The organism is Gemmatimonas sp., from assembly GCF_046594945.1.
In the GTDB taxonomy this organism is placed as follows: Bacteria; Gemmatimonadota; Gemmatimonadetes; order Gemmatimonadales; family Gemmatimonadaceae; genus Gemmatimonas.
Genome location: NZ_JBKJRB010000142.1, coordinates 37,940 through 57,222 on the forward strand (window position 1 = coordinate 37,940; position 19,283 = coordinate 57,222).

General features: G+C 64.8%; 18 protein-coding genes and 3 pseudogenes. 9 read left to right on the forward strand and 12 right to left on the reverse strand.

Annotated elements, in window-relative coordinates; all coding sequences use genetic code 11:
• The first annotated feature begins 26 nt into the window (after window positions 1-26).
• Both ACLL97_RS17060 and ACLL97_RS17065 read left to right on the forward strand, forming a co-directional pair.
• Entirely contained in the window at window positions 27-437 is a 411-nt protein-coding gene (locus ACLL97_RS17060; RefSeq protein WP_411281681.1) for a type II toxin-antitoxin system VapC family toxin, read from the forward strand.
• Window positions 422-1,225 (forward strand): hypothetical protein, encoded by an 804-nt coding sequence (locus ACLL97_RS17065; protein WP_411281682.1) that lies wholly within the window; start codon window positions 422-424, stop codon window positions 1,223-1,225. The genes ACLL97_RS17060 and ACLL97_RS17065 overlap by 16 nt, the downstream gene beginning before the upstream one ends.
• Here ACLL97_RS17065 and ACLL97_RS17070 read toward each other — a convergent pair.
• Together ACLL97_RS17070 and ACLL97_RS17075 are read right to left on the reverse strand one after the other, a co-directional pair.
• Window positions 1,176-1,685, reverse strand: a complete 510-nt coding sequence (locus ACLL97_RS17070) for a glutathione peroxidase (protein WP_411281683.1) — start codon at window positions 1,683-1,685, stop codon at window positions 1,176-1,178. The two genes, ACLL97_RS17065 and ACLL97_RS17070, sit on opposite strands and share 50 nt — an antisense overlap.
• Complete coding sequence (locus tag ACLL97_RS17075; protein ID WP_411281684.1) at window positions 1,682-2,845, reverse strand: DUF2911 domain-containing protein; 1,164 nt, start codon at window positions 2,843-2,845, stop codon at window positions 1,682-1,684. Before ACLL97_RS17075 ends, ACLL97_RS17070 begins: the two co-directional genes overlap by 4 nt.
• 276 nt (window positions 2,846-3,121) lie before the next feature.
• Here ACLL97_RS17075 and ACLL97_RS17080 point away from each other — a divergent pair, with 276 nt between their 5' ends.
• Window positions 3,122-3,409, forward strand: coding sequence for a hypothetical protein (locus ACLL97_RS17080; RefSeq protein WP_411281685.1), 288 nt, complete (start codon window positions 3,122-3,124; stop codon window positions 3,407-3,409).
• A 149-nt stretch (window positions 3,410-3,558) separates the two neighbouring features.
• On the opposite strand, the gene ACLL97_RS17085 is transcribed toward ACLL97_RS17080, so the two are convergent.
• Window positions 3,559-4,182: a helix-turn-helix transcriptional regulator gene (locus tag ACLL97_RS17085; protein WP_411281686.1), complete on the reverse strand. Its 624-nt coding sequence runs from the start codon at window positions 4,180-4,182 to the stop codon at window positions 3,559-3,561.
• A 176-nt stretch (window positions 4,183-4,358) separates the two neighbouring features.
• On the opposite strand from ACLL97_RS17085, the gene ACLL97_RS17090 reads away from it, so the two are divergent.
• On the forward strand, window positions 4,359-6,833 hold the full coding sequence (locus ACLL97_RS17090) for a BTAD domain-containing putative transcriptional regulator (RefSeq protein WP_411281687.1): 2,475 nt from the start codon (window positions 4,359-4,361) through the stop codon (window positions 6,831-6,833).
• Here the strand turns inward: ACLL97_RS17090 and ACLL97_RS17095 are convergent.
• Window positions 6,784-7,251: a hypothetical protein gene (locus ACLL97_RS17095; RefSeq protein WP_411281688.1), complete on the reverse strand. Its 468-nt coding sequence runs from the start codon at window positions 7,249-7,251 to the stop codon at window positions 6,784-6,786. The two genes, ACLL97_RS17090 and ACLL97_RS17095, sit on opposite strands and share 50 nt — an antisense overlap.
• Before the next feature lie 262 nt (window positions 7,252-7,513).
• Here ACLL97_RS17095 and ACLL97_RS17100 point away from each other — a divergent pair, with 262 nt between their 5' ends.
• Entirely contained in the window at window positions 7,514-7,966 is a 453-nt protein-coding gene (locus ACLL97_RS17100; RefSeq protein ID WP_411281689.1) for a hypothetical protein, read from the forward strand.
• A 79-nt stretch (window positions 7,967-8,045) separates the two neighbouring features.
• Here the strand turns inward: ACLL97_RS17100 and ACLL97_RS17105 are convergent.
• Window positions 8,046-8,267, reverse strand: a pseudogene (locus ACLL97_RS17105) (amidohydrolase family protein); the annotation flags it as partial.
• A 12-nt stretch (window positions 8,268-8,279) separates the two neighbouring features.
• Complete coding sequence (locus ACLL97_RS17110) at window positions 8,280-9,560, reverse strand: amidohydrolase family protein (RefSeq protein WP_411281690.1); 1,281 nt, start codon at window positions 9,558-9,560, stop codon at window positions 8,280-8,282.
• A gap of 216 nt (window positions 9,561-9,776) precedes the next feature.
• Here ACLL97_RS17110 and ACLL97_RS17115 point away from each other — a divergent pair, with 216 nt between their 5' ends.
• Entirely contained in the window at window positions 9,777-10,301 is a 525-nt protein-coding gene (locus ACLL97_RS17115; protein WP_411281691.1) for a GNAT family N-acetyltransferase, read from the forward strand.
• A gap of 42 nt (window positions 10,302-10,343) precedes the next feature.
• Here the strand turns inward: ACLL97_RS17115 and ACLL97_RS17120 are convergent, their stop codons facing one another.
• On the reverse strand, window positions 10,344-10,928 hold the full coding sequence (locus ACLL97_RS17120; RefSeq protein WP_411281692.1) for a hypothetical protein: 585 nt from the start codon (window positions 10,926-10,928) through the stop codon (window positions 10,344-10,346).
• A gap of 4 nt (window positions 10,929-10,932) precedes the next feature.
• A complete protein-coding gene (locus ACLL97_RS17125; protein ID WP_411281693.1) occupies window positions 10,933-11,907 on the reverse strand; it encodes an aldo/keto reductase in 975 nt (324 codons plus the stop codon).
• Window positions 11,908-12,180: 273 nt separating this feature from the next.
• Between ACLL97_RS17125 and ACLL97_RS17130 the strand changes: the two genes are divergently transcribed.
• A complete protein-coding gene (locus ACLL97_RS17130; RefSeq protein WP_411281694.1) occupies window positions 12,181-12,531 on the forward strand; it encodes a DUF3088 family protein in 351 nt (116 codons plus the stop codon).
• 30 nt (window positions 12,532-12,561) lie between these two features.
• Here the strand turns inward: ACLL97_RS17130 and ACLL97_RS17135 are convergent.
• Window positions 12,562-12,669, reverse strand: a pseudogene (locus ACLL97_RS17135) (PEP-CTERM sorting domain-containing protein); the annotation flags it as partial.
• A gap of 158 nt (window positions 12,670-12,827) precedes the next feature.
• On the opposite strand from ACLL97_RS17135, the gene ACLL97_RS17140 reads away from it, so the two are divergent.
• Window positions 12,828-14,354 (forward strand): Ig domain-containing protein, encoded by a 1,527-nt coding sequence (locus ACLL97_RS17140; RefSeq protein ID WP_411281695.1) that lies wholly within the window; start codon window positions 12,828-12,830, stop codon window positions 14,352-14,354.
• Between the two features lie 48 nt (window positions 14,355-14,402).
• Entirely contained in the window at window positions 14,403-15,599 is a 1,197-nt protein-coding gene (locus tag ACLL97_RS17145; protein ID WP_411281696.1) for a M20/M25/M40 family metallo-hydrolase, read from the forward strand.
• 38 nt (window positions 15,600-15,637) lie between these two features.
• Here ACLL97_RS17145 and ACLL97_RS17150 read toward each other — a convergent pair whose 3' ends face one another.
• The 3 genes and pseudogenes from ACLL97_RS17150 to ACLL97_RS17160 all read right to left on the reverse strand — a co-directional run bounded on the left by ACLL97_RS17150 (window position 15,638) and on the right by ACLL97_RS17160 (window position 19,135).
• The gene (locus tag ACLL97_RS17150) at window positions 15,638-17,050 is read right to left on the reverse strand and encodes a YecA family protein (RefSeq protein ID WP_411281697.1); all 1,413 of its coding nucleotides are present in this window, start codon (window positions 17,048-17,050) and stop codon (window positions 15,638-15,640) included.
• Window positions 17,047-17,809, reverse strand: a pseudogene (locus ACLL97_RS17155) (Fic family protein); the annotation flags it as partial. The pseudogene ACLL97_RS17155 and the gene ACLL97_RS17150, both read right to left, overlap by 4 nt.
• Before the next feature lie 150 nt (window positions 17,810-17,959).
• Complete coding sequence (locus ACLL97_RS17160) at window positions 17,960-19,135, reverse strand: alpha/beta hydrolase family protein (RefSeq protein ID WP_411281698.1); 1,176 nt, start codon at window positions 19,133-19,135, stop codon at window positions 17,960-17,962.
• Between the last annotated feature and the right edge of the window lie 148 nt (window positions 19,136-19,283).

Sequence of the window (19,283 nt, forward strand, 5' to 3'; positions counted from 1 at the left end):
AGTGGCCCACGGGCGATACGCCGCTCTTGCTCGATACTCATGCGTGGTTGTGGACGCTGGATGGGACGGCGGGTGCCCTTACGAAGCCGGCCTGCCGAGTGATCGATCGCGCGGCCGCGGCTGGGTGCCTCTTCGTGAGCGACATCTCCTTCTGGGAAGTCGCGATGCTGGTCGCACAGGGTCGGCTCGAATTGGCGTCGGATGCCACGCTGTGGCTGCAGCGCGCGGCGCTGGCGCCCGGCATTCGGCTGGTGCCGCTTACGCGCGATGTGTTGATCGAGAGTACGCGATTGGCGGGGATACCGCACGGTGACCCGGCCGATCGTATGTTGATCGCGCAGGCGCAGCTGATCGGCGCGTCGCTGTTGACATGCGACAAGGGTATTGTGGCCTACGCTGCGAGGACGCCAGGAGTTCCGGTGTGCGACGCGCGCTGATCGAGGGGCCGAATCTCGAATCGGCCGCGCCGCTGGTAATGCCCTTGCTGCTCCTCGTCGCGATGCACTGGTCGGCGCAGTTCTTGGCCATCCAATCCAGTCGTCTCTTCGGTCGGCGCATCCACCTGTACTTCTTCGGACTGCTCGGCACCATCGTGCATGAAGGCAGTCACGTGGTGGCGTGCGTGCTATTCCGTCATCGCGTGCACCGCATAAAATGGTTCGATCCACAGGCCACTGCTGGCGCGCTGGGATCGGTTGAACATTCGTACGATCCGGCCAGCGCGTATCAGCGCGTGGGCACCATCGCGATCGGCATCGCGCCGCTGGTGGTTGGAGCGGCGGTGATCCTCTGGTCGGCGCAGCGCCTGCTCGGGATCTCCCTGGCCGATGTCGACCTGTCGAACGTCTCGGCGTCGGCCGCGTTGTCGCGCGCGATGTCGAACGCGTTCGAGGCACCTTTCTGGAAATGGGCGCTGTTCGCCTACGTGAGTATCTCGGTGGGAGGTTCGATGCACCTGAGCGCCTCCGATGTACGCGGGACCTGGCGCGGTGTTGTCACGCTGGCCGTCTTCAGCGTCGCCGCTCTGCTCGTTACGACGCTCGTGTGGTGGGTGCTCCAACAGACGGCACCCAGGGTGTGGGATGCCGACGTGGTCCCGCCGTTCCGCGTCATCGTGCAGTGGTTCATACGCACCAGCGAATCGCTATCGATCGCGATGCTGCTGGCACTCGCCATCAACGCGTTGTGCGCACTCCTGCTGATGCTGCCAGCGCGCGCTCGATAGCGGGAATCATATCGCTCGGCACTGTCGTGGGGTCGAAGCGCTCAATCACCTGTCCATCACGACCGACCAGAAACTTGGTGAAGTTCCACTTGATCGATGTGGTCCCCAGCAATCCGGGTTTCTCGTTTCTCAGCCACTGCCAGAGCGGATCGGCGTCGTCGCCATTTACATTGAGTTTTGAGGTGAGTGAAAAGGTGACATCGAAGTGCGTGCTGCAAAACTGCAGGATCGTGGCTTCGGTGCCCGGCTCCTGACCGCCGAACTGGTTACACGGGCAGCCGAGTATGGAGAGGCCCTGCGTGCCGTACGTGCGCCACAGTGATTCGAGCCCGGCGTACTGCGGGGTGAGTCCGCACTGACTGGCCACGTTCACCACCAGCGTAACGCCGCCGGCGAGTGATGCGAGCGCTAGTGGCTCGCCCGTTGCCGTAGTTACGGTAAAATCGGAAAGCGTGCTCACAAGCGCACCGCCGTGGCCGTGAACGGCACGCTCACCATGCTCGGTCCCCACGACATCTCGATGGCGCCGCGCGTTGCATTGATCGCGCGCACGGCAATCGTGAACTCCTCCACGTGACTCGGTGTGGTCGTCATCTGCATCGGCACGCGCGCGAGATCATTGGCTGCCGAATAGATCGTGCCCCACTGTCCGACCTGCTTGTTGACAACGAGAAACGTTCCGTTGCGCGTATGCTGCACGAACAGAGTGTAGGCGCCCGGCGGGACCACCACGTCGCCCATCGTCAGCGTGCGCGAGGTGAAGAGGTGCGTGGCATCGTTGGCGCCGGTACGCCAGACCGTATCGAATGGCACCAGCGCTCCGCCCCACACCGTGCGATCGCGCACCGACGGCCGGCCGTAGTCGATGAGTACGATGCCACCCGGTCCGAACGCACCGCGCGCGGTCTCGCGCAGCGATAGCGTGCCGGTGGGCTTCATGCTCGTTGCGATGGCCGCGAAATCGAGGCCGGCGCCGCGTGACGCGATGGACTTGTTGGTGGTAAAGGATCCATCCACCAGCTGCAATTTGTTGTTAGCGTCGAAGCGCAGGATCATGGCGTAGGCACCACCACGTAAACGCACACGAGCAGCGGTGCTGTCACCGCCGGCCGGTACGATGCCGGTGAGGCCGAGGTTTCCGGCGAGGCCGAGGGCGGGAATGGAATCGGCTGTACCGCTACTCTTGGCGATGCCTGCCAACAGTTCGGTCGGTCCGTAGATAAACGTGGGGAAATTGATCAGCGCCTGCTTGGCCGCGAAGGCGCGCCGCTGCGTGCTATCGGCGAAGACTACTTCGCGCACGATCGAGTCTGCCGTCACCGTGAAGCGTGTATCGCTGGGCGCGTTTGGCGGCAACGAGCCATCGACGTTCATCCGCTTGATCGATGCGGTCCGGGGCCGCCCGTTCTTCGCCAGCGTGAGCGTGTACTGATAGCGCGCGACGGCGGTGCCCGAACGCTGCACCATCTCCCCGGACACGCCGGTGGACGTACGCGTGTACTGTTCGATCGCCACCGTGTCCTTGCCAAGCCGGTACACGAGCGAGGCAGGTTGGGCAGCCACCGCCGTGGCGGCAGCGAGTGACGTGCCGATGGTAAGCGTGACAGTGTGAAGGCGCATGGGCGGGAATAGTCGGTAAGAGGTGTCGTCGCGGAGAATACGCGAGTTGTTACAGCAACAGCAACAGCAAGGGCTGGAACACGGATGAGAACGGAACCGCACCGAACGGCACCGATAAGCAAACATCGCTTTGGCTTGTCGGTGCCGTTCGATGCCTTTCCGCCATCTCTGTGTTCCGGCTGTTTGGGGAGTTGCCGCGCCGGGAACCGGCCGTGGCGCTCAATACTTGCGCTTATGCTCGCTGACGTTGCTCAGTCCCCACCTCTGTCGACACCAATGCGAATCAACCGGAGCTCTTCGCCGCGCTTCGCATGGGCGCGCGAAGGTGATCACCAGGCCGAGGCTGAACGGATCATTGCACGCAATACCCGTGAGCATGGCGGGCAGTGTACCGGCGAGCCGTCGGTCATGGTGCGCAGCGCGCCCGGTGGGCGCTTCACGATACTGTCGGCCACGGGATATTGGTGGCTGGAGTATATGGTGGTGCACGACAGCTGGGGCGCACCGACTCGCGATGACGACGATCTACTGGCGCCGCTCGTGGACATGAAAACCGAGGGCTAGTGCGGTCGCGAAGCGGTAGAGGAACTCATTGAAATCACTATAATCAGTCGCAGAACTACCAGCAGTCTTCAGCCGAAGGCTTCACTTGAAGGATTTACTTGAAGGATTTACTTGAAGGATTCACATCAATGCCGACCGCGTGGGGTCGGTCAGACGGTGTTGGCCACCACCAGTGCGGCCACGGCGGCGCGCGTCCGCACGCCGAGCTTGGTGAACAGGTGCTCGGTGTGGCGCCGCACGGTGTGCTCGCTGATGCTTAGCTGCACCGCGATGCACTTATTGCTTTTCCCGTGGGCAATCAGGTCGGCTACCGCGCGTTCCCGGCCGCTGAGTCGATCCAGCGCGGGCAAGTGCGACGCGGCTGGACGCGGAGAAAGCACCACGACCGTACGCGTTGGCAGCTCCGGGTGCGCGCTGATCGCCAGCCGCAAGCGCGGCACGCCCGCCGGCTCGAGACGCCCGCCGAGCACGCACGCGTGATCGGCCCCGCTCCGTTGGGCCACGGTCGGTAGATACATCTCGAGTGCCCGCTGCTCGCCGCGAGACAGGAGACCGTGCGCGTGGTCGCCCCACCAGAGCTCGCCGGTGGCGGCGTCGAACACGCCGTACGGGACCCCGGCGGAAGACAGCGTGGCAACCATCGGGCTGACCTGGTCGTCGGACGCCGACACCTTCTGCACGTGAGGAGCGGCCGACACTGAACGGCCGGTCAGCCCGAGGAGAGCAGAATCGTTGGTGTGGGCTTGGAAGCGGGCGATGGCGGAGGCACGCATTGGGTGGCGATCACGGGTCCGAAAGTGATGGCGAGCCGGACAAGCGCTCGCGTGACACGACCACCATATTCCAACGTCTCAACCTTCTCTCGGACTGCTCTCGTCTGGGAGTCGAAAACGACTTCTGGGGCTCTTTTCTGGCGAACGTGGGAGCATCGATTCACGAGTTGCAGCTCTTGGGCGGCCTGCGTCTGGTCCAGAACGGGCAGCCGGTAGCCGGAAAGGCGGCGCACCGGCGTCGGCTGGCGCTGCTCGTGCTCCTGTCGAGCACGCCGAAACGCCGCCTCACGCGCGAGCGGCTTATCGATTTCCTTTGGGAAGAGGCTGTTCCGGAAGCCGGCCGACGGTTGCTCTCCGAGTCGCTCTACCAGCTCCGCAGCGAACTGGGCGATAACGCGATCCGCTCAGTTGGGGACGAAGTGGAGCTCGACCCCGCTCTTGTTCCGAGCGATCTCGACCACATCCTTGATGCCGACGCCCGACGGGACGACGCGGCACTTCTGCGCATTCCGGTCGGCGCGTTTTTGGACGGCTGGTATCTGGAGAATGCCCCGGGCTTCTCGATGTGGGCCGACACGCAGCGCGAGCGGGTGCGGGCGACCTTGCTGCGCCTCTATATGGACGCGGCGGGGCGCGCCGAGTCGGTTCTGCTGGCGTCGCAGGCAATCGACGGATGGCGACGGGCGGTCGAGATCGACGGCTGCTCCGCGCAGTCGGTGGCGCGGTTGGCCGCCGCGCTCGGTCGGGTCGGCGATCGGGCTGAGGGGCTGCGGGTGATCGCCGTGCACCGGGCGTTCTTGGAGGCCGATCTGGGAATCGAGCCCGATCGGCTGGTGCTGGATGTGGAGCGCGAACTCCGCACAGCCGACGCTCGGCCCGTCGCTTTGCCGGGGACTGCGCTCCCGGTGGCCGCGCCGCCGGTGGCTTCACGTCCGGAGGCACGGGTTGCGCAGGCTCGGCCCGACACGAAGGTCGAGGCACCACCCAGCGATCGTCCCGAGTTGCCGGCGCCCGTGGTGCCGAGTGCGTCGAGTCTGTCTCGTGAGCCGCGTCGCGCGTTCTCGTGGCGTCTTGCGGCGGCACTTGCGGTCGTGGCGGCAGTGATCGGGGCGTGGCGATTGCGGGCTCCCGAACGACCGGACACGGGCGACGTGGGCCGCGTAGCGATCTATTCGCAGTCACTGGCGTCACGAGACACCTCCCTCCGATTTCTGCAGGAAGCGATCGCCAATGGCGTGACCAATCAGCTCAGCGTGAACGCTTTCGCGGTGGCCAACACCGGCGAAATTCGTGCGATGGAGTCGGGACGCATCACGCTCGATTCGTTGATCGCGATGCGCCGCGTCGGCACGTTGGTGGAGCTGGCGTTCGAATCGCGCGACGAGCAGTTGCGGGTCACGGTCCGCATGCTCGATGCGGCCACGCGCGATCAAGTGGCCTCGAACGTGTACGATCGGCCCACCGTCGACGCACTACGTCTCGAGGCGGACATTGTGGGGTTCGTGGCCGATGCGCTCAAGCGACGGCTGCGTCGTGAGGTGGTGCTGCGCGATGCCAACGAAGCCACGCGCGATCCGTACGTACGGAAACTTCTCGTGACCGCGGCGCGCTCTCGTGACGACGCCGAGGGCGTGATTCGAAGCGGGTACGTGCTCGATCGCGAGTCGGCGGAGCAGTTGCTGTTGTCGGCCGATTCGTTGTTGATGCGCGCGATGGCGCAGGACCCGCGATGGGCGGCGCTCTGGGTGGAACGGGCGCGCGTGATGAAGGGGAGAGCGAGTCTGGCGAGCGATGCACGGCGCGCGAAGCTGGCGGACAGCGGTGTCACCTTCGCCGACCGGGCGCTAGCGATTGCGCCAGACGATGCGCAGGCATTGACGATTCGCGGCATGCTCCTCGCGTCGGGCGGGCAGGCGGCGGTCGGTGGTGCCGCCGATACGATGCGGTATGCCCGGGCCGATCAGGACTTGCGACGATCGTTGGCTATCGAGCCCGCGCAGGCCGGCGCGTGGCTCTCCCTGTCGAAGGTGCAGGTGCTGCGAGGGCAATCGGCAACGGCGGTCGCGTCGGCGCGCCGCGCCGTGGAATACGATGCGTTTCTGGACAATGGACAGGAAGCGTATCTCGTGCTGTTCGGCAGCGCGCTGACGTCGGGCAAGCCGCAGGATGCGAAGGGCTGGTGCGCGCGCGGCCGTGAGAGCTTTCCCGACGACGACCAGTTTCGTCTGTGTGAACTCACGGTGATGCGCGAACTGCCGCGCACGTCCGGCGACGACCGTGTCGCGTGGCAGATCGTGGCGACGATGGACTCGATGGCGGCCTTGTCGCCACGCCCGTCGTCGATGGCGTACGCGAAGGCGTATCGCCACGCCGTGGCTGCGGCGATCTCCGCACGCGCCGGTGACGCGAACCGTGCACGCGAAGGATTGTCGCGCGCACGGGCGTTGGTAGCCAGCGATCCGGTGTTACAGGTCGACTTGCTCTTCGACGAAGCGTACGTGCATCTGATGCTGGGCGATCGTGCGAAGGCCATTGAGCTGTTGCGTGCGCTGATCGTCGTGCGCCCAACCACGCGCCGGATATTGGCCAGCGCTCCGCTGTTCAGGACGGTGGCGAAGGAGGTCGCCGATCCCCCGTCGCCCACTCGCTGAGTGGGATAAATGCGCTCCCGCTGGCCCGCTCGACCTGGTTCGGATCGAGAATCGAGAGCTCTGGGATTTGCGCCACGACATCGACGAACGTCGGGTACTCATGACCGATGGCGACGACGTTCGGATCGGCGATCGCCTCACGAAGGGCCTGCATGCCGGCGTCGTCCATGAACCGCGCGTAATACGGAATCAAGAACTTTTCGGCGGAGACCTCCCCCCAGAAGATCGCATCGAACTTCGTGGTATCGACGAGGATCTCGTTGCCGGTGCTGGGATCGACCAGTGCGAACGGTGGCGGGGTTTGTTTGGTGGACACGCGAACCGGCGTACTGATAATGATCTCATCGGCCGAAGTGGGATTCGTACCGATCTTCTCGAGGCCGAATCCCGTGCCTCCTCCAGGCAGTGGAGCATTCATACTGAGTCGATACTCCCCTCCACGGACGCCGTCCGCCCACTCGGCGGCGCGGCGCAAATCGTTGGCTGTGATGTATCGAACCGCTTCTGGTTTGCCGGCCTCGTCGGTCATTCACGTACCCCCCCCATAGGGTGACCAGCGTGCGCGGCGCGCTGCCTGTTGAATCGTGCGGCCGTTACGCCTCGGCTCTATGGGATGATATACCTATTTCGCGAGGGCGGCGACTCCGTCAGACTATGTACATCCGTACGTGGAGCGACAGATGTCTCAAAGTCACCTCGCGGTCGTCGCCGGCATCGTGCTGGTCGCCGCCGTTATTGGTCGTGCGAGCCTCTCCTCGCATCGCACCGGTGCTGACGCCGATGTCCCGATGGCACTGGTGGGATGCCCATCGGTGCTGTTGGAGCGCGATCGTGGCGCCATCGATCGTGGCGCCTCGGCGTGGCACGATGTAAGCGCGCAACCGGAACTTCAGTTCGCCCTTGTGTGGAACATGCAGTTCCTAAGTCACGAGATCGTGTGGCGTAATCGTGGATCTCGTGATCTCCACTTTCGATTCTCGGCCGATTCCGTGGGCACCACCGCCAAGAGCGTGCGCGAACGCGTGCTGCTGGCGGGGATTACGGAGACGGTGCCGGGCGAGGCGATCGCGCCGGGGAGGGAGACGGGCGTGGTGTGTGTTCAGCTCGTGCCGAGTAGTCCAAGCGCGGACTGATTCGGCGAAGGTGATGCGATGCGTCTGAAACGTCAGGATAATCGCCACCGTAACGACGATCGCGCAGACGCGATCGTCGTTACGGTGGCGGGTTGGCGGCGCGCCGCGCCCGCTCCAGCTGCGCGTCGAGCGCCGCACGGTCGAGCCAGCGGCCATTGAGCGCGACGCCGTGTATTCGCGTCGTGCTCCGAATGTCGGCGAGCGGATTTGCATCGAGTAGCACGAGATCGGCAACCTTGCCAAGGGCAACCGTGCCAAGCGAGTCGGTGGCGTTGAAGAAGCGCGCCGGATTGAGTGTGGCCGCCTGTAGCGCTTACAATGGCGTGAGCCCGGCCTCCACCAGGAGCACCAGCTCCTCGTGCACACTGCTGCCAAGCATCACGAGCGGAAAGGTGATGGCCGCGTCAGTGCCGGCGAGAATGCCAGCGCCGCCACGGTGCAGGTCGGCCGTCATGCGCAGTCGCGTCTCGATTTCGCGAGCGCGGTTGCGTGCGGCGGTTTCATACTGCTCGCGCGTGGACGCGGCGTGGTCCTGAAGCCCTCGCTGGTACATCTCTTGGTCTCGCCAATTCGCCACAAGGCTCCTCGGCATGTCGAGGAGCTTTGGCTGAGTGAACAGCGAATCGAACGCTTCCCGTGTACGAGGTTCCGGGAGGAAGCGCGAGCGCATTTCTACCAGCGTGGGGACGAACCAGGTGCCATTGCGCGCGAAGCGGGCGCCGAGGGCCACGCACATGTTGCGGTCGTACGTCTCGATCCCCATCAGGAATGCGCTGTCGGCGAGTCGCTCGCGGGCCACCGGATCGCCCCGTTGTTGCGTCTCGAGCTCGCCCACCAGTAACCGGCGGATCTCGGTCTCAGCGGTGGCGCGGGCCATACGGTGACGATACGCGTGCTCCACGCCCCGCATGCCTAGATCCGATGCCTCGCCCGTGGTGAGGGCCAGCGGCACATGACCGACGAACGGAAGACCGTGGTACTGTGCCCGTTCGATGATCGCGTCCAGCAGAACGCGCGGCAGGTGGGTGTAGATCTTGATGAACTGCGCACCGGCCGCGTGCAACGAATCCACCACCTGACGCGCACGATCCACGGTGCCAACAGCGAGGTATTCCTTGAACAGCGCCGGCTCTCCGTCGAGGAGCGGCCCTTCGGACACGAAACGCGGGCCGATCTCGCGCCCGGCCTGCACGTTGGCACGAAGCTGTCGCACCTCGGCGAGCGGCGTCCACGTCGCCATATCGCGGACGCCCGTCACGCCATTGGCGACAACGAGCGGCGCCCTCCAGCTCCAGCGGTTCAGGACGTGTCCGTGCATGTCCCACAGCCCGGGGATCAGGTATTTCTCGGCGCCGTTCACCACGGTCACTCCGGCGAGCAGCTGGGGCGCGCCGGAATCCACCGCCACGATGCGTGTGCCGCGCACGAGCACGGTGCGGTGAGGGAGGAGTATGCCGCGTTCGACGTCCACCACGGTGACGCCGCGAATGGCGAAGGCGGTGCCCTCGGCGGCGACCGGTCCGCTGCGGACGACGGCCGTCGGACATCCGTTCAGCAGGAGAAAGGAGGCCAACAACGACAGCGTAACGCGCATGGGACGTGTAGTGGCAGTGAGTGGTCGACCGACGCTGTTTCCGAAAGCGCGGGAAAAGCTACCAGCCGAAATCTGAGGCGGCCAGAAGTCTCTCGAGTCATGATGTCACGCACCCACCGGCAGGTCGCTGCCGACCATGTCTGGGTGACTTGCGGCCGATGGCAGTACTGAGCAGAATCGCTACATGTCCTCGGTCGTCTCCATCGTGCGCCGCCTGTGACGAGCGGACCGGCAACGCCCGTCATAACCACCGAGCGACTCACCCTCGATCGGTTCACGCTCGACGACGCGGCGTTCATCATCGAACTGCTCACCGATCCCGACTGGCTGCGCTATATCGGCGATCGCGGTGTGCGCACGGTTGACGACGCGCGGGGCTACTTGAAGCACGGTCCGATGGCGTCGTATACCGCGCATGGATTCGGGCTCTATCGCGTGGTCCTGCGCGACGCGGGCGTTCCGATCGGCATGTGCGGCTTGCTGCGACGCGAGTCGCTGCCCGATGTAGACCTGGGCTTCGCGTTCCTGCCGGCGCATCGGGCGCGCGGTTTTGCCGTCGAGGCGGCGTCGGCCACTTTGGCCTATGCGCGCGAGTCGCTGGGGCTGAACCGGATCCTGGCGATCGTGTCGCCGGGGAATGCGGGCTCGATTCGGGTGCTGCAGAAGCTGGGGATGACACCGGACGGGATCGTGCGACTGCAGACGGACGGAGAAGAGCTGTGTGTTTTTGCGACAGTATAAAGCCAGTCACGAGTCACCAGTGCACGACCGCGTCGCAAATTGCTATTTGCTTCCCCACGGTGCAGGTGGTACCGAGACCGGTTTGGTGAGGTCGAACTCCACCCGGAACCGGCGATCGCTCCCCGTCCGGGTGAGCTGATACACGAACTGCGTGGGTGTCACCTGTACCGTCCACACGTTGGTGCGGGAGGCTGGGAGCAACGCTGCCGTGAAGCTGTCGGCGGCAAAGGCCATCGACTGGGCGGTGCCACCGGCGAGTGCGTCGCCGCCGTACTGCGTGACGCGATCCTCGCTGCCGTCTTCGTGGCGATGATCGTGCTTGAGACGTGCCCCGGTGGCCGTCTTGGTGAAGACCCACGTCCGCGATCGATTGCCGCCAACATGAAACGGCACGCGTAGCGTATCGCCGCAGCCGCGCACGTGCATCACGAGCAGTCGTCCTCCCATCGCGCTGTCGGCGGGTTGCGGATCGATCATCCGACCGGCGAAGGCTTTGCCGCAATGCGTTCGGAGCGCGGCCAGAAAATCGCTTCCCGGGTCGACCACGTCGCGGCGATGGGCGGCAGTCACCGACACGAACAGGGTGGCCGCAACCAGGACGGCCGATCGGAGGTCCGATATTGACATCACCTCAGCGTCCCGGCAATGGAGGAAGCGCGTCCACGAACGCGATGATTTGCCGGCGATGCGCGGCCGTGGGCAGGCGGCCGATGCCACCACCGATGTTGTCGAGCATGTTTTTCGCCTGGCTCGTGGCCGGCGTGACGGCGGTGATCGCCGGATGCGTGAGCGTGAACTTGAGGAAGAACTGCGCCCACGTGCTGGCGTCGAACTCCTTGGCGAAGGCGGGCAACTCTTCGCCGGCAACGCGACGGAACAGGCTGGTGCGACCGAACGGCGCGTACGCGAGCACGGCGATCCTCTTCTCGATGGCGAGCGGCAGGATCACGTCTTCCACGTCGCGATTGTCGGCGGCGTAGTCCACGCCGATGAAGTCGAGCGGCTCGTTGCGCATCACGTCGATGAGCTGCGCATACTGATTGGGAAACGTGGTGGTGATGCCCACGTAACGCACGCGTCCGGCTTTCTTGAATTCGCGCACGATAGGAAGCTGCGTGGCGGGGTCTCCCATGTTGTGCACCTGCATGAGATCGATCGTGGGCTGCTTGAAGATCGCGAACGACTTTTCGATCTGCGCACGCGCGGCCGTCGGATCGGCCGACCCCCCGCCACGACCGACCACGTTCATCTTGGTGGCCCAGAACATCTTCTTGGCCATGCCGAGCGCGTTCACGATGTTACCGGCCACCTGTTCCGACGCGCCATAACTCGGCGCCGTGTCGAACACGCGTGCCCCGCGATCGGCCATCGTCTGAAAGACGGCCTCGAGCGCGCTCGCATCGTCGGCTCGGGCCACGGTCGCGAATGTGGCGGAACTGCCCAGTCCGATCACGGGAATCATCTCCCCGCTGCTCGGGATCGCGCGCTGGAGCAGCGGTCCCTGCGGGAGCGACACGCTGTTGAGCGCGGCGAGGAGGCGGGGCGAGAGGCCGAGCGTGGCACCGGCACCAGCGGAGAGGCCAATGAAATCGCGACGATTGATCATGATGGTGTCGTGCGCATGGGGCGGGATGACAGGCGGGAACAGGCGGGAGCGACGTCGGGAGAGCGAACACGTCGACGGGGGAGAACGTGCCCGCCGGCGTTCCGGGTAGTAACGTGTGCTGACCTGGCTCCGCTGGCTACCGCTGGCAGGGCAGAAACCGTAACCGCTAAAAATTCGCGCGACGTTCGCGAAGGGCGCGAAGAGTCGCGTGACCCGACAATGTCGCAGCCGCGCACCGACTTAAGGAACTCGCTCCGAACCCGCTCAGCGACCATGCCAAACCACCAGCTGTTCCTCCTTCCCGCCGGCTTCGACGACCCCGCATTTGGCCCCGGTACCTACCACTGCACCGACTGCGCGCGCATCGAAGGGCTGCTGAGCTACTTCCCCGAGCTTCGCACGCAGCTCACCGTGGTCTACGTCGACTTCCCGCGGCCGCGCGCGCAGCTCATCGAACTGCTCGGCGAGCCGCACCAGAACTGCCCTACGCTCGTCGTGCACGACCCGACCGACGCTCACCTGCTGCAGGTCAGTTCGATCACCGGCCAGCACTACTGCACGGGTGCCGACGATATCACGACGTACTTGCACGCTGCGTTCGGCGTCAGCGTCGCCCACCGGTAGGGAAGCGTACGCACGCGCCCGGCGCTTCGAGCGCACCACGATTGCGCCCGCGAGTCCCAGTCCGACAAGCAGTGAAGTGCTTGACTCCGGTACCGTGGTCGATGGAGAGTACTTGGCGCTACCCAGGCGGAAGCGCACGTCGAGGGCGCATCGTGAGAAACAGCGTACGCCACGGGCGTCAGCCGATCGTCACGCCAATGCCTTATCCCCGCCGCCCGCGAAGGCTGTCAGACCCCTCTCCGACCTTATCTCCACGGCCAATGACGGTGCCGTGATGACAATTAACGGAGGGTCTGATGCAACGTGTTGCGTATGCAGTGCTGATGATGGCAGTGATGACTGCGTGCGGCGGCGGGGGAACGGATGGACCGGTCGCGCCGCCCGCACCGGTATTGTCCACGGTCTCGGTGACGATTTCCCCGAGCACGATTCAGCTGGGTCAGAGTGCCGGTGCTGCGGCCGAGTTGCGCACGTTGACCGGCGCGGTGCTGACTGGACGCGCGGTGTCGTGGAGTTCGTCGGTGCCGGCGGTGGCCTCGGTAGATGCGAATGGCCTGATCACAAGTGTGGCGGTGGGAACGGCCACGATCTCGGCTACGAGTGAGGGCAAGACAGGCGCGGCGACGATCACCGTGATCCCGATTCCGGTGGCGTCGGTGAGCGTGACAGGAGTGACCACGCTCACGCCGGGATCGGCGTCGGGCTTCACGGCGCTGTTGCGCGACGCGGCGGGCGCGACGCTCACCAATCGCGCCGTGAGCTGGAGCAGCAGCGAGGTGAGCGTGGCCCAGGTATCGGCCGCGGGCAACGTGCTAGCGATTTCCCCGGGCACCGCGACGATCTCCGCCACAAGCGAAGGGCGCACCGGCAGTGCGGTGGTAACGGTGCGATACAACATCGCGACGGTCGTGTTCAACGGCGCCACCCGCGTGAAGGTGGGCGACAGCTACGCATACACGGTTACTGCGAGACTGGCCGATGGCACCGTCGTCACGCGGCCACTCATCTGGGCGATCGCCGAAGCCGGTCGTGCCGTGGTGAACGCGAGTGGTGTGATGACCCCGCTTCAGGCGGGCCCGTTCACGATGCAGGTGCTCATTGACGGTTCGCTGTGGACGGCGAGCTATACCGCGTACGACTGGGAGACGTACTCGGCGAGTGGTTCATCCTTCGCGGTCCTCTCGGCGGATGTACCCGTGACCAACCGCTTCGGGACGAGCGACCGGCCGGAGCTGATCGTATCGTGCGGAAGTGCGGGATACTTCTTCCTGTGGGTTCGCCTGCCGCACATCGTGACGCAGAACGGCGCGGTCGCGTACTCGTTTGACGGGGCCACGCCGATCGGTGCTACGTGGGACGAATTGTCGCCCGACTACCGCTCTCTTTGGTATCGAGGGACGAACGCCAATGCGAAGGCCTTCGTCGCACAGATCGCTGCGTCGCGGCAGTTTGGCTTCGCCTTCGGGGAGTTCAACGGGAGCCCGAAGGTCGCGCCGTTCCGCGTGACCGGCATGACGGGGTTTGTGGCGCCGTTGTACACGTTGTGCCCGAGCAATGCGATCGTGGCGAGAACGTCTGGTGTTGCGGGTGTCGAGGGTGCCGAGGGTGCCGAGGGTGCCGATACGCCCGTCGCGGTAGGAGCGCTGGTGATGACGGCCTATGAAACGGCGCGTGGTGTGGTGCGAGCTGGTAGCGTGTCGGAGGATGCCGTGGCGCGACGAGCCGCGAGCGCCCGTGCGGCGGATGGCTCGGCGTTGCTGCGGGCGTGGCCGGTGTGGCGTGCCAGCACGGTGGAGACGCGACCGGCGAAGCGGGTGCAATAGGGTCGGTGAAGGCGACACCGGCAGCACGACATTCGGGGGTCGGACGTCGTGCTCGGTACCGGCACGCTCGGCATGCGACTCGAGAAGGCGGGCGTGGTGGGCATGATCACGTCACGCAACAAGCTGTCGGGTTTCGCGAATCCGTTCGCGGCGCAGAATGCGGGCGGCGGTGGTGGTCGCGGTGGCGCCGGTGCACCCGGTGGTGGTGGCGCGCGCCCGAGTGTTGGGGCGAGTGATCGTGGTGGTGGACCGGCCTCGAGCCTGGCGGCGGCCGCCGCCGGACGCGGTGGATTCGGACGCGGTGGATTCGGACGCGGTGGATTCGGCGGCGGTGGTGCGGGCGGCGCTGGCGGGTGGGGCGTGATCGAAGTGTTCGAGACGTACAACACGATCGCACCGGCGGTCGGTCTCACCTGCGAGGACTATTCGCTGGTGTATCGCTTGGCCGAGAACAATCAGAAACCGATGGTCACGCTGGACCTCGATGCGGCGCTGCTTGGCGAACAGCCGACGTTCAACACGATTGCGATGATCAAGGGCAGCGAGAAGCCCGATGAATACGTGCTGCTGTCGGCGCACTTCGATTCGTGGGACGGCTCCAGTGGTGCCACCGATAACGGCACGGGCACGCTGATGGCGATGGAAGCGATGCGCATTTTAAAGAAGGCGTATCCGAATCCCAAGCGTACGATCATGGTGGGGCACTGGGCCAGTGAAGAGCAGGGCCTGAACGGGTCCACCGCGTTCACGGAAGATCATCCCGAAGTGATGAAGGGGTTGCAGGGGCTCTTCAATCAGGACAACGGCACGGGGCGTGTGCAGTCACTGTCATCGTCTGGTCTCACTGATATCGGCCGTCATTTGAAGCAGTGGTACACGAAACTGCCGAGCTTCTTCACCGACAGCAGGAGCGCGAACGTGGTGTCGTGGAGCTTCAATGACGTGCCCACGGGTAATCCGGGCGGCACCGACGGCGCCGTGTTTGCCTGCTTCGGTACACCGAGTTTCGGTATGGGTGCGGTGGGATGGAACTACGGCACGTACACCTGGCACACCAACCGTGACACGTACGACAAAATCGTGTTCGACGATGTGAAGCACAACGCGACGTTGGCGGCGTTGCTGGTGTATCTGGCGAGTGAAGATCCGGAGTTCATCGCGCGCGATCGGTCGCCGGGTACGTGGCCGGCGAACTGGCCGACGAATTGTGGGAAGGTACCGCGGAAGACCAAGCCTCGGTATTAAACCGGAGTAAGGAGTAAAGAGTCGGGAGCAGGGATGCTCTACAGCCCCAGTTGGCGCCGGATCGCCGCGATATCCATTCCCATGCCGGCGCCCATTCCCGGCATTGGGCCCCGCGACTCCATGTCCTTCAGCAGCGCGATCAAGCGTGGTCGCAGCGTCGGATCCTGCGCGGCGTGACGTGGTGTGGCGCCACCAAGGGCGGGAATGTTCTCGTCGGGCCACGCGGCGTTGAATTTGGCCATCATCGCACGGATGGCTTCGCGTACCTCTGGCGGCATATCCGATTCGCTGGTGAACATGCCGCTCGCGATTGGGGGTGACGCGGCCGCCCGCTCACGCAAGGCGTCCATGCTCTCGGCGCTGCGCAGGCGATAGCGCACACTCTTACCGCATGCGCGCTCGACGGCCGCCTTGAGCTCATCGGCGCGTCGCACGGAGTTGGTCTCGATCGTGAGGACCCTCTCGGTGACCGAGATCGTACCCACAATCACCGACTCCATGTTGGTCGCGCTCGCAGCGGGTGCGCGTTGGACGGCGACGATGTCGCGCCCACCCTCGCGTTCTGATGGCAACGCGCCGGGCATGCTGGTCAGCTGTTGCAGCGCCACCGCGCGCGCGCCGATCAGATCGAAGCGATCCGACTGGATGCTGATCTCGTCACCGTCGTGATTGTGCAGCGTGCGGTTTGCATTGGTGTGCGCCATGTCGTCGAGGGCCAGGCGCCACTGATCGAGCACCTCGAGCTGCCAGTGCGGATCGGTGCGAAAGCTGGCTGGGACTGGCCTCGTGCGAACGCGTGCCAGTTTACGGACATCCTTCACGACAACCGCCAGATCCGACGGCGGCAGCGCGTGCGAGTGCAGCGCACCCCAGAAGCTCACGCCGTCCACATCCACGATGTAGCCGAGCAGGCCAAGCCATGGAGTGAGCGACATGGATGATGAGCGATCGTAGACGAACCGTTCGTCTCCCGACAGTAGATCTTTCAGGTGCGCGCCCACGCCGCGCTCGACGGATTGCACTTCCCACACGCCGATCGGCGCATCGAGATGAGCCTGCAGCAGGCGCTCCTTGGCGGGCTCGCGGCCCGCGCGGCGTGATGCGCGCCAGTTCCAGGCCAGCGGCATCACGTCAGTGTCTGTCGCTGCCCTATGGTACATCAGCCAGACGAAGAAGATCATCCCTTCGTGTTCGTCGAGTGCTGGCTGGTCGTCCATCGAAAAGTCGGCGGCCGCCTGCGTGAACCAGCTGCGGCCGTACTTCTTCAGCGCGTAGGCACGCAACTCGTCCATCAGCGCCTCGTCCACCTGCTTGGCCGCCGACGCGCGGGCAATTTCGGAGCGACGGGCGATCGAGACGACGTCGTCCGCGGCGACGGGCGCACCGGGCGCGCCGTGACACTTCTTGAACTTCCGGCCGCTGCCACACGAGCAGGGATCGTTACGATTCATCGCCGAGGATCAGCAGGGGTGGTTCCGGCGTTGGTCCGGGTCAGGATCGCATTCAGCGCCACGTTGATATAGTAGTTCGTGCGACCAACGTTCAGCTTTTCGACAAGCTGAGCATCGGTGAGTGCATCGAGGTACTTCGTGGCGGCAAGGCGCGAGACACTCAGATCATTTTGGACGAATTCGATCTTCGTGTACGGATGCATGAACAGATTATTGATCAGGTCCTGACTGTACAACTTGAACTGCGCGCGTATGCGGTGCTTGTAGTCCTGTAGCGCGTGGTTGATGTCACGGATGGTGTGGATGGTTTGCGCGGACGTTGTCTCTACTGCGGTCATCATGAGCAACACCCACTCTTCCGCCCACACGGCTGGTGCATCGGCCTGCATTCGCACAGCCTGCAGCAGCCGATCGGAGTCAGGCTTTCGATCAACGAGATAGCTGCTCAGGTAGAGCACGGGAATATCCAGCAGGCCTTTGTGGATGAGATAGAGCACGTTCACGATGCGGCCCGTTCGTCCATTGCCATCGTAGACTGGATGAATGCTTTCGAACTGATGGTGCACGATTGCCATCTAGATCAGCGGATCGACATCGAAAACGGGGTCCTCGTTGATGAACCGCTCCATTCTCAGTCGTCAGCGATACGATCTCTGCCGGCCACTGCGGGGGCGTGTATACCACTCGGCCGGCACCGTCCCTGAGACTCGTACCGGGAAGTTTACGGAAGCCGGCATTATTCCGCTCGAGCGTGGCTTGGCGTGCTGGGCGCGCGCGAGCGGTCGCAGTTGGACGAGGCGTTAGGGGCGCTCGAAGTGGTGGTGGCGAAGCAGGAGAAAAGGGCGCTCGAGAAGATGGCCCGCGAGGTCGTGTGAGATCTGGCGGGCCATATCCGAGTCGCTCGAACATTTACTGCGGCGGTACCGGTCCGCGCGGGCTCGCCACGCGTGGGTCCCGCTTCCACTCTTCCCCGTCGCCGCGGATGACGCTCGTGGGACGCAGGTTCCACTCGAAGAAGGTCCACACCCGGTTCCACGAATCGATCTGCTCGGGCGTGTCGTCACGCTGGGTGCTGGAGGCGTTCACGCGGCGATTGAACGTGTGTCCGCAACCGCCCGCGCCTTGAGGCGGGTTGACGTAAATCTTGGTCTCGGTCAAGTCCGGCTTGAGCGCGCGCAGGGTGTAAATGAACTGCTGGTTCTCGCGGAAGTACACGTCGCAGTCGTTGGTCGCGACGTGCGCGAGCAGCGGCACATTCAGCTTGTCGAAGTGAAACGTGGGCGAGCGGCGGATGTACTCCGGCACGTTTTCGAACGGCAAGCCCTGAATCCCTTCTTCGGCCGCGTAGTCGCGCTGGTAGCCGGGGCCGTGATCGGACAAGCGGAAGATGAGATTGGTGACGGGCACCATCGCCGCACCGGCGCGGAACGGCTGCGCCTCGCGCACGAGGTTGAGCGCGGTGATGAAGCCACCGTGGCTCCACCCCATCATGCCGAGGCGATCCATGTCTACGAACGGCTGTGTCTTGAGATAGTCGACCGACGCATACACGTCGTCCACTTCTTTGCCACCGTAATCGATCTTGCGATGGAAGTCGTTGCCGTAGCCGGTGCTCCCGCGGTAGTTGGGCGTGATGACGACGTAGCCACGCTGCACGGCGTCGCGCACGAACGGCCACATGGAGAGTCCCCAGTTCGAGTGCACGCCACCGTGCACCCACACCAGCGCCGGATGGCCGGCGGGATTCTTCGTGAGCGGCGCGAACAGATACGCCGGAATCTCAAGGCCATCGACGCGGCTCTTGTACGTGACCTTGCGGAACTCGACGACCCCTTTCGCGCGCGCTTCGTAGGCGCTATCGGTGGCCATGCGCGACTTGATGTCGCGGTCGCAATTGACCCCGCAGCCGGCAAGGTCGGCGGGGTCTTTGCTGACGAAGAGGGCGCGGGCGCGCGCGGTATCGGTGATCACCGGGCCGCGGCGAACGGGCCGGGTGGCGGCGGCGTCCTGCGCGGCGGCAGGCGAGACGGCTGGAAGGGCGGCAATCAGCGCGATGAGCAGGGGGCGGACGAACGAGCGGGGCATTGGCCGGGTCTTTTAGGGTGGGGGCGTGACCCGTGGAATTGTAGGCTGGGGGAGGGATGGGGAGTAGGGAGTGCTTGGGGCTTTTGGCTGTGGGCTCTCGGGGCTTGGGGCTGTGGGCTCTCGGCTCTCGGCGGTGGGCGGTGGGCGG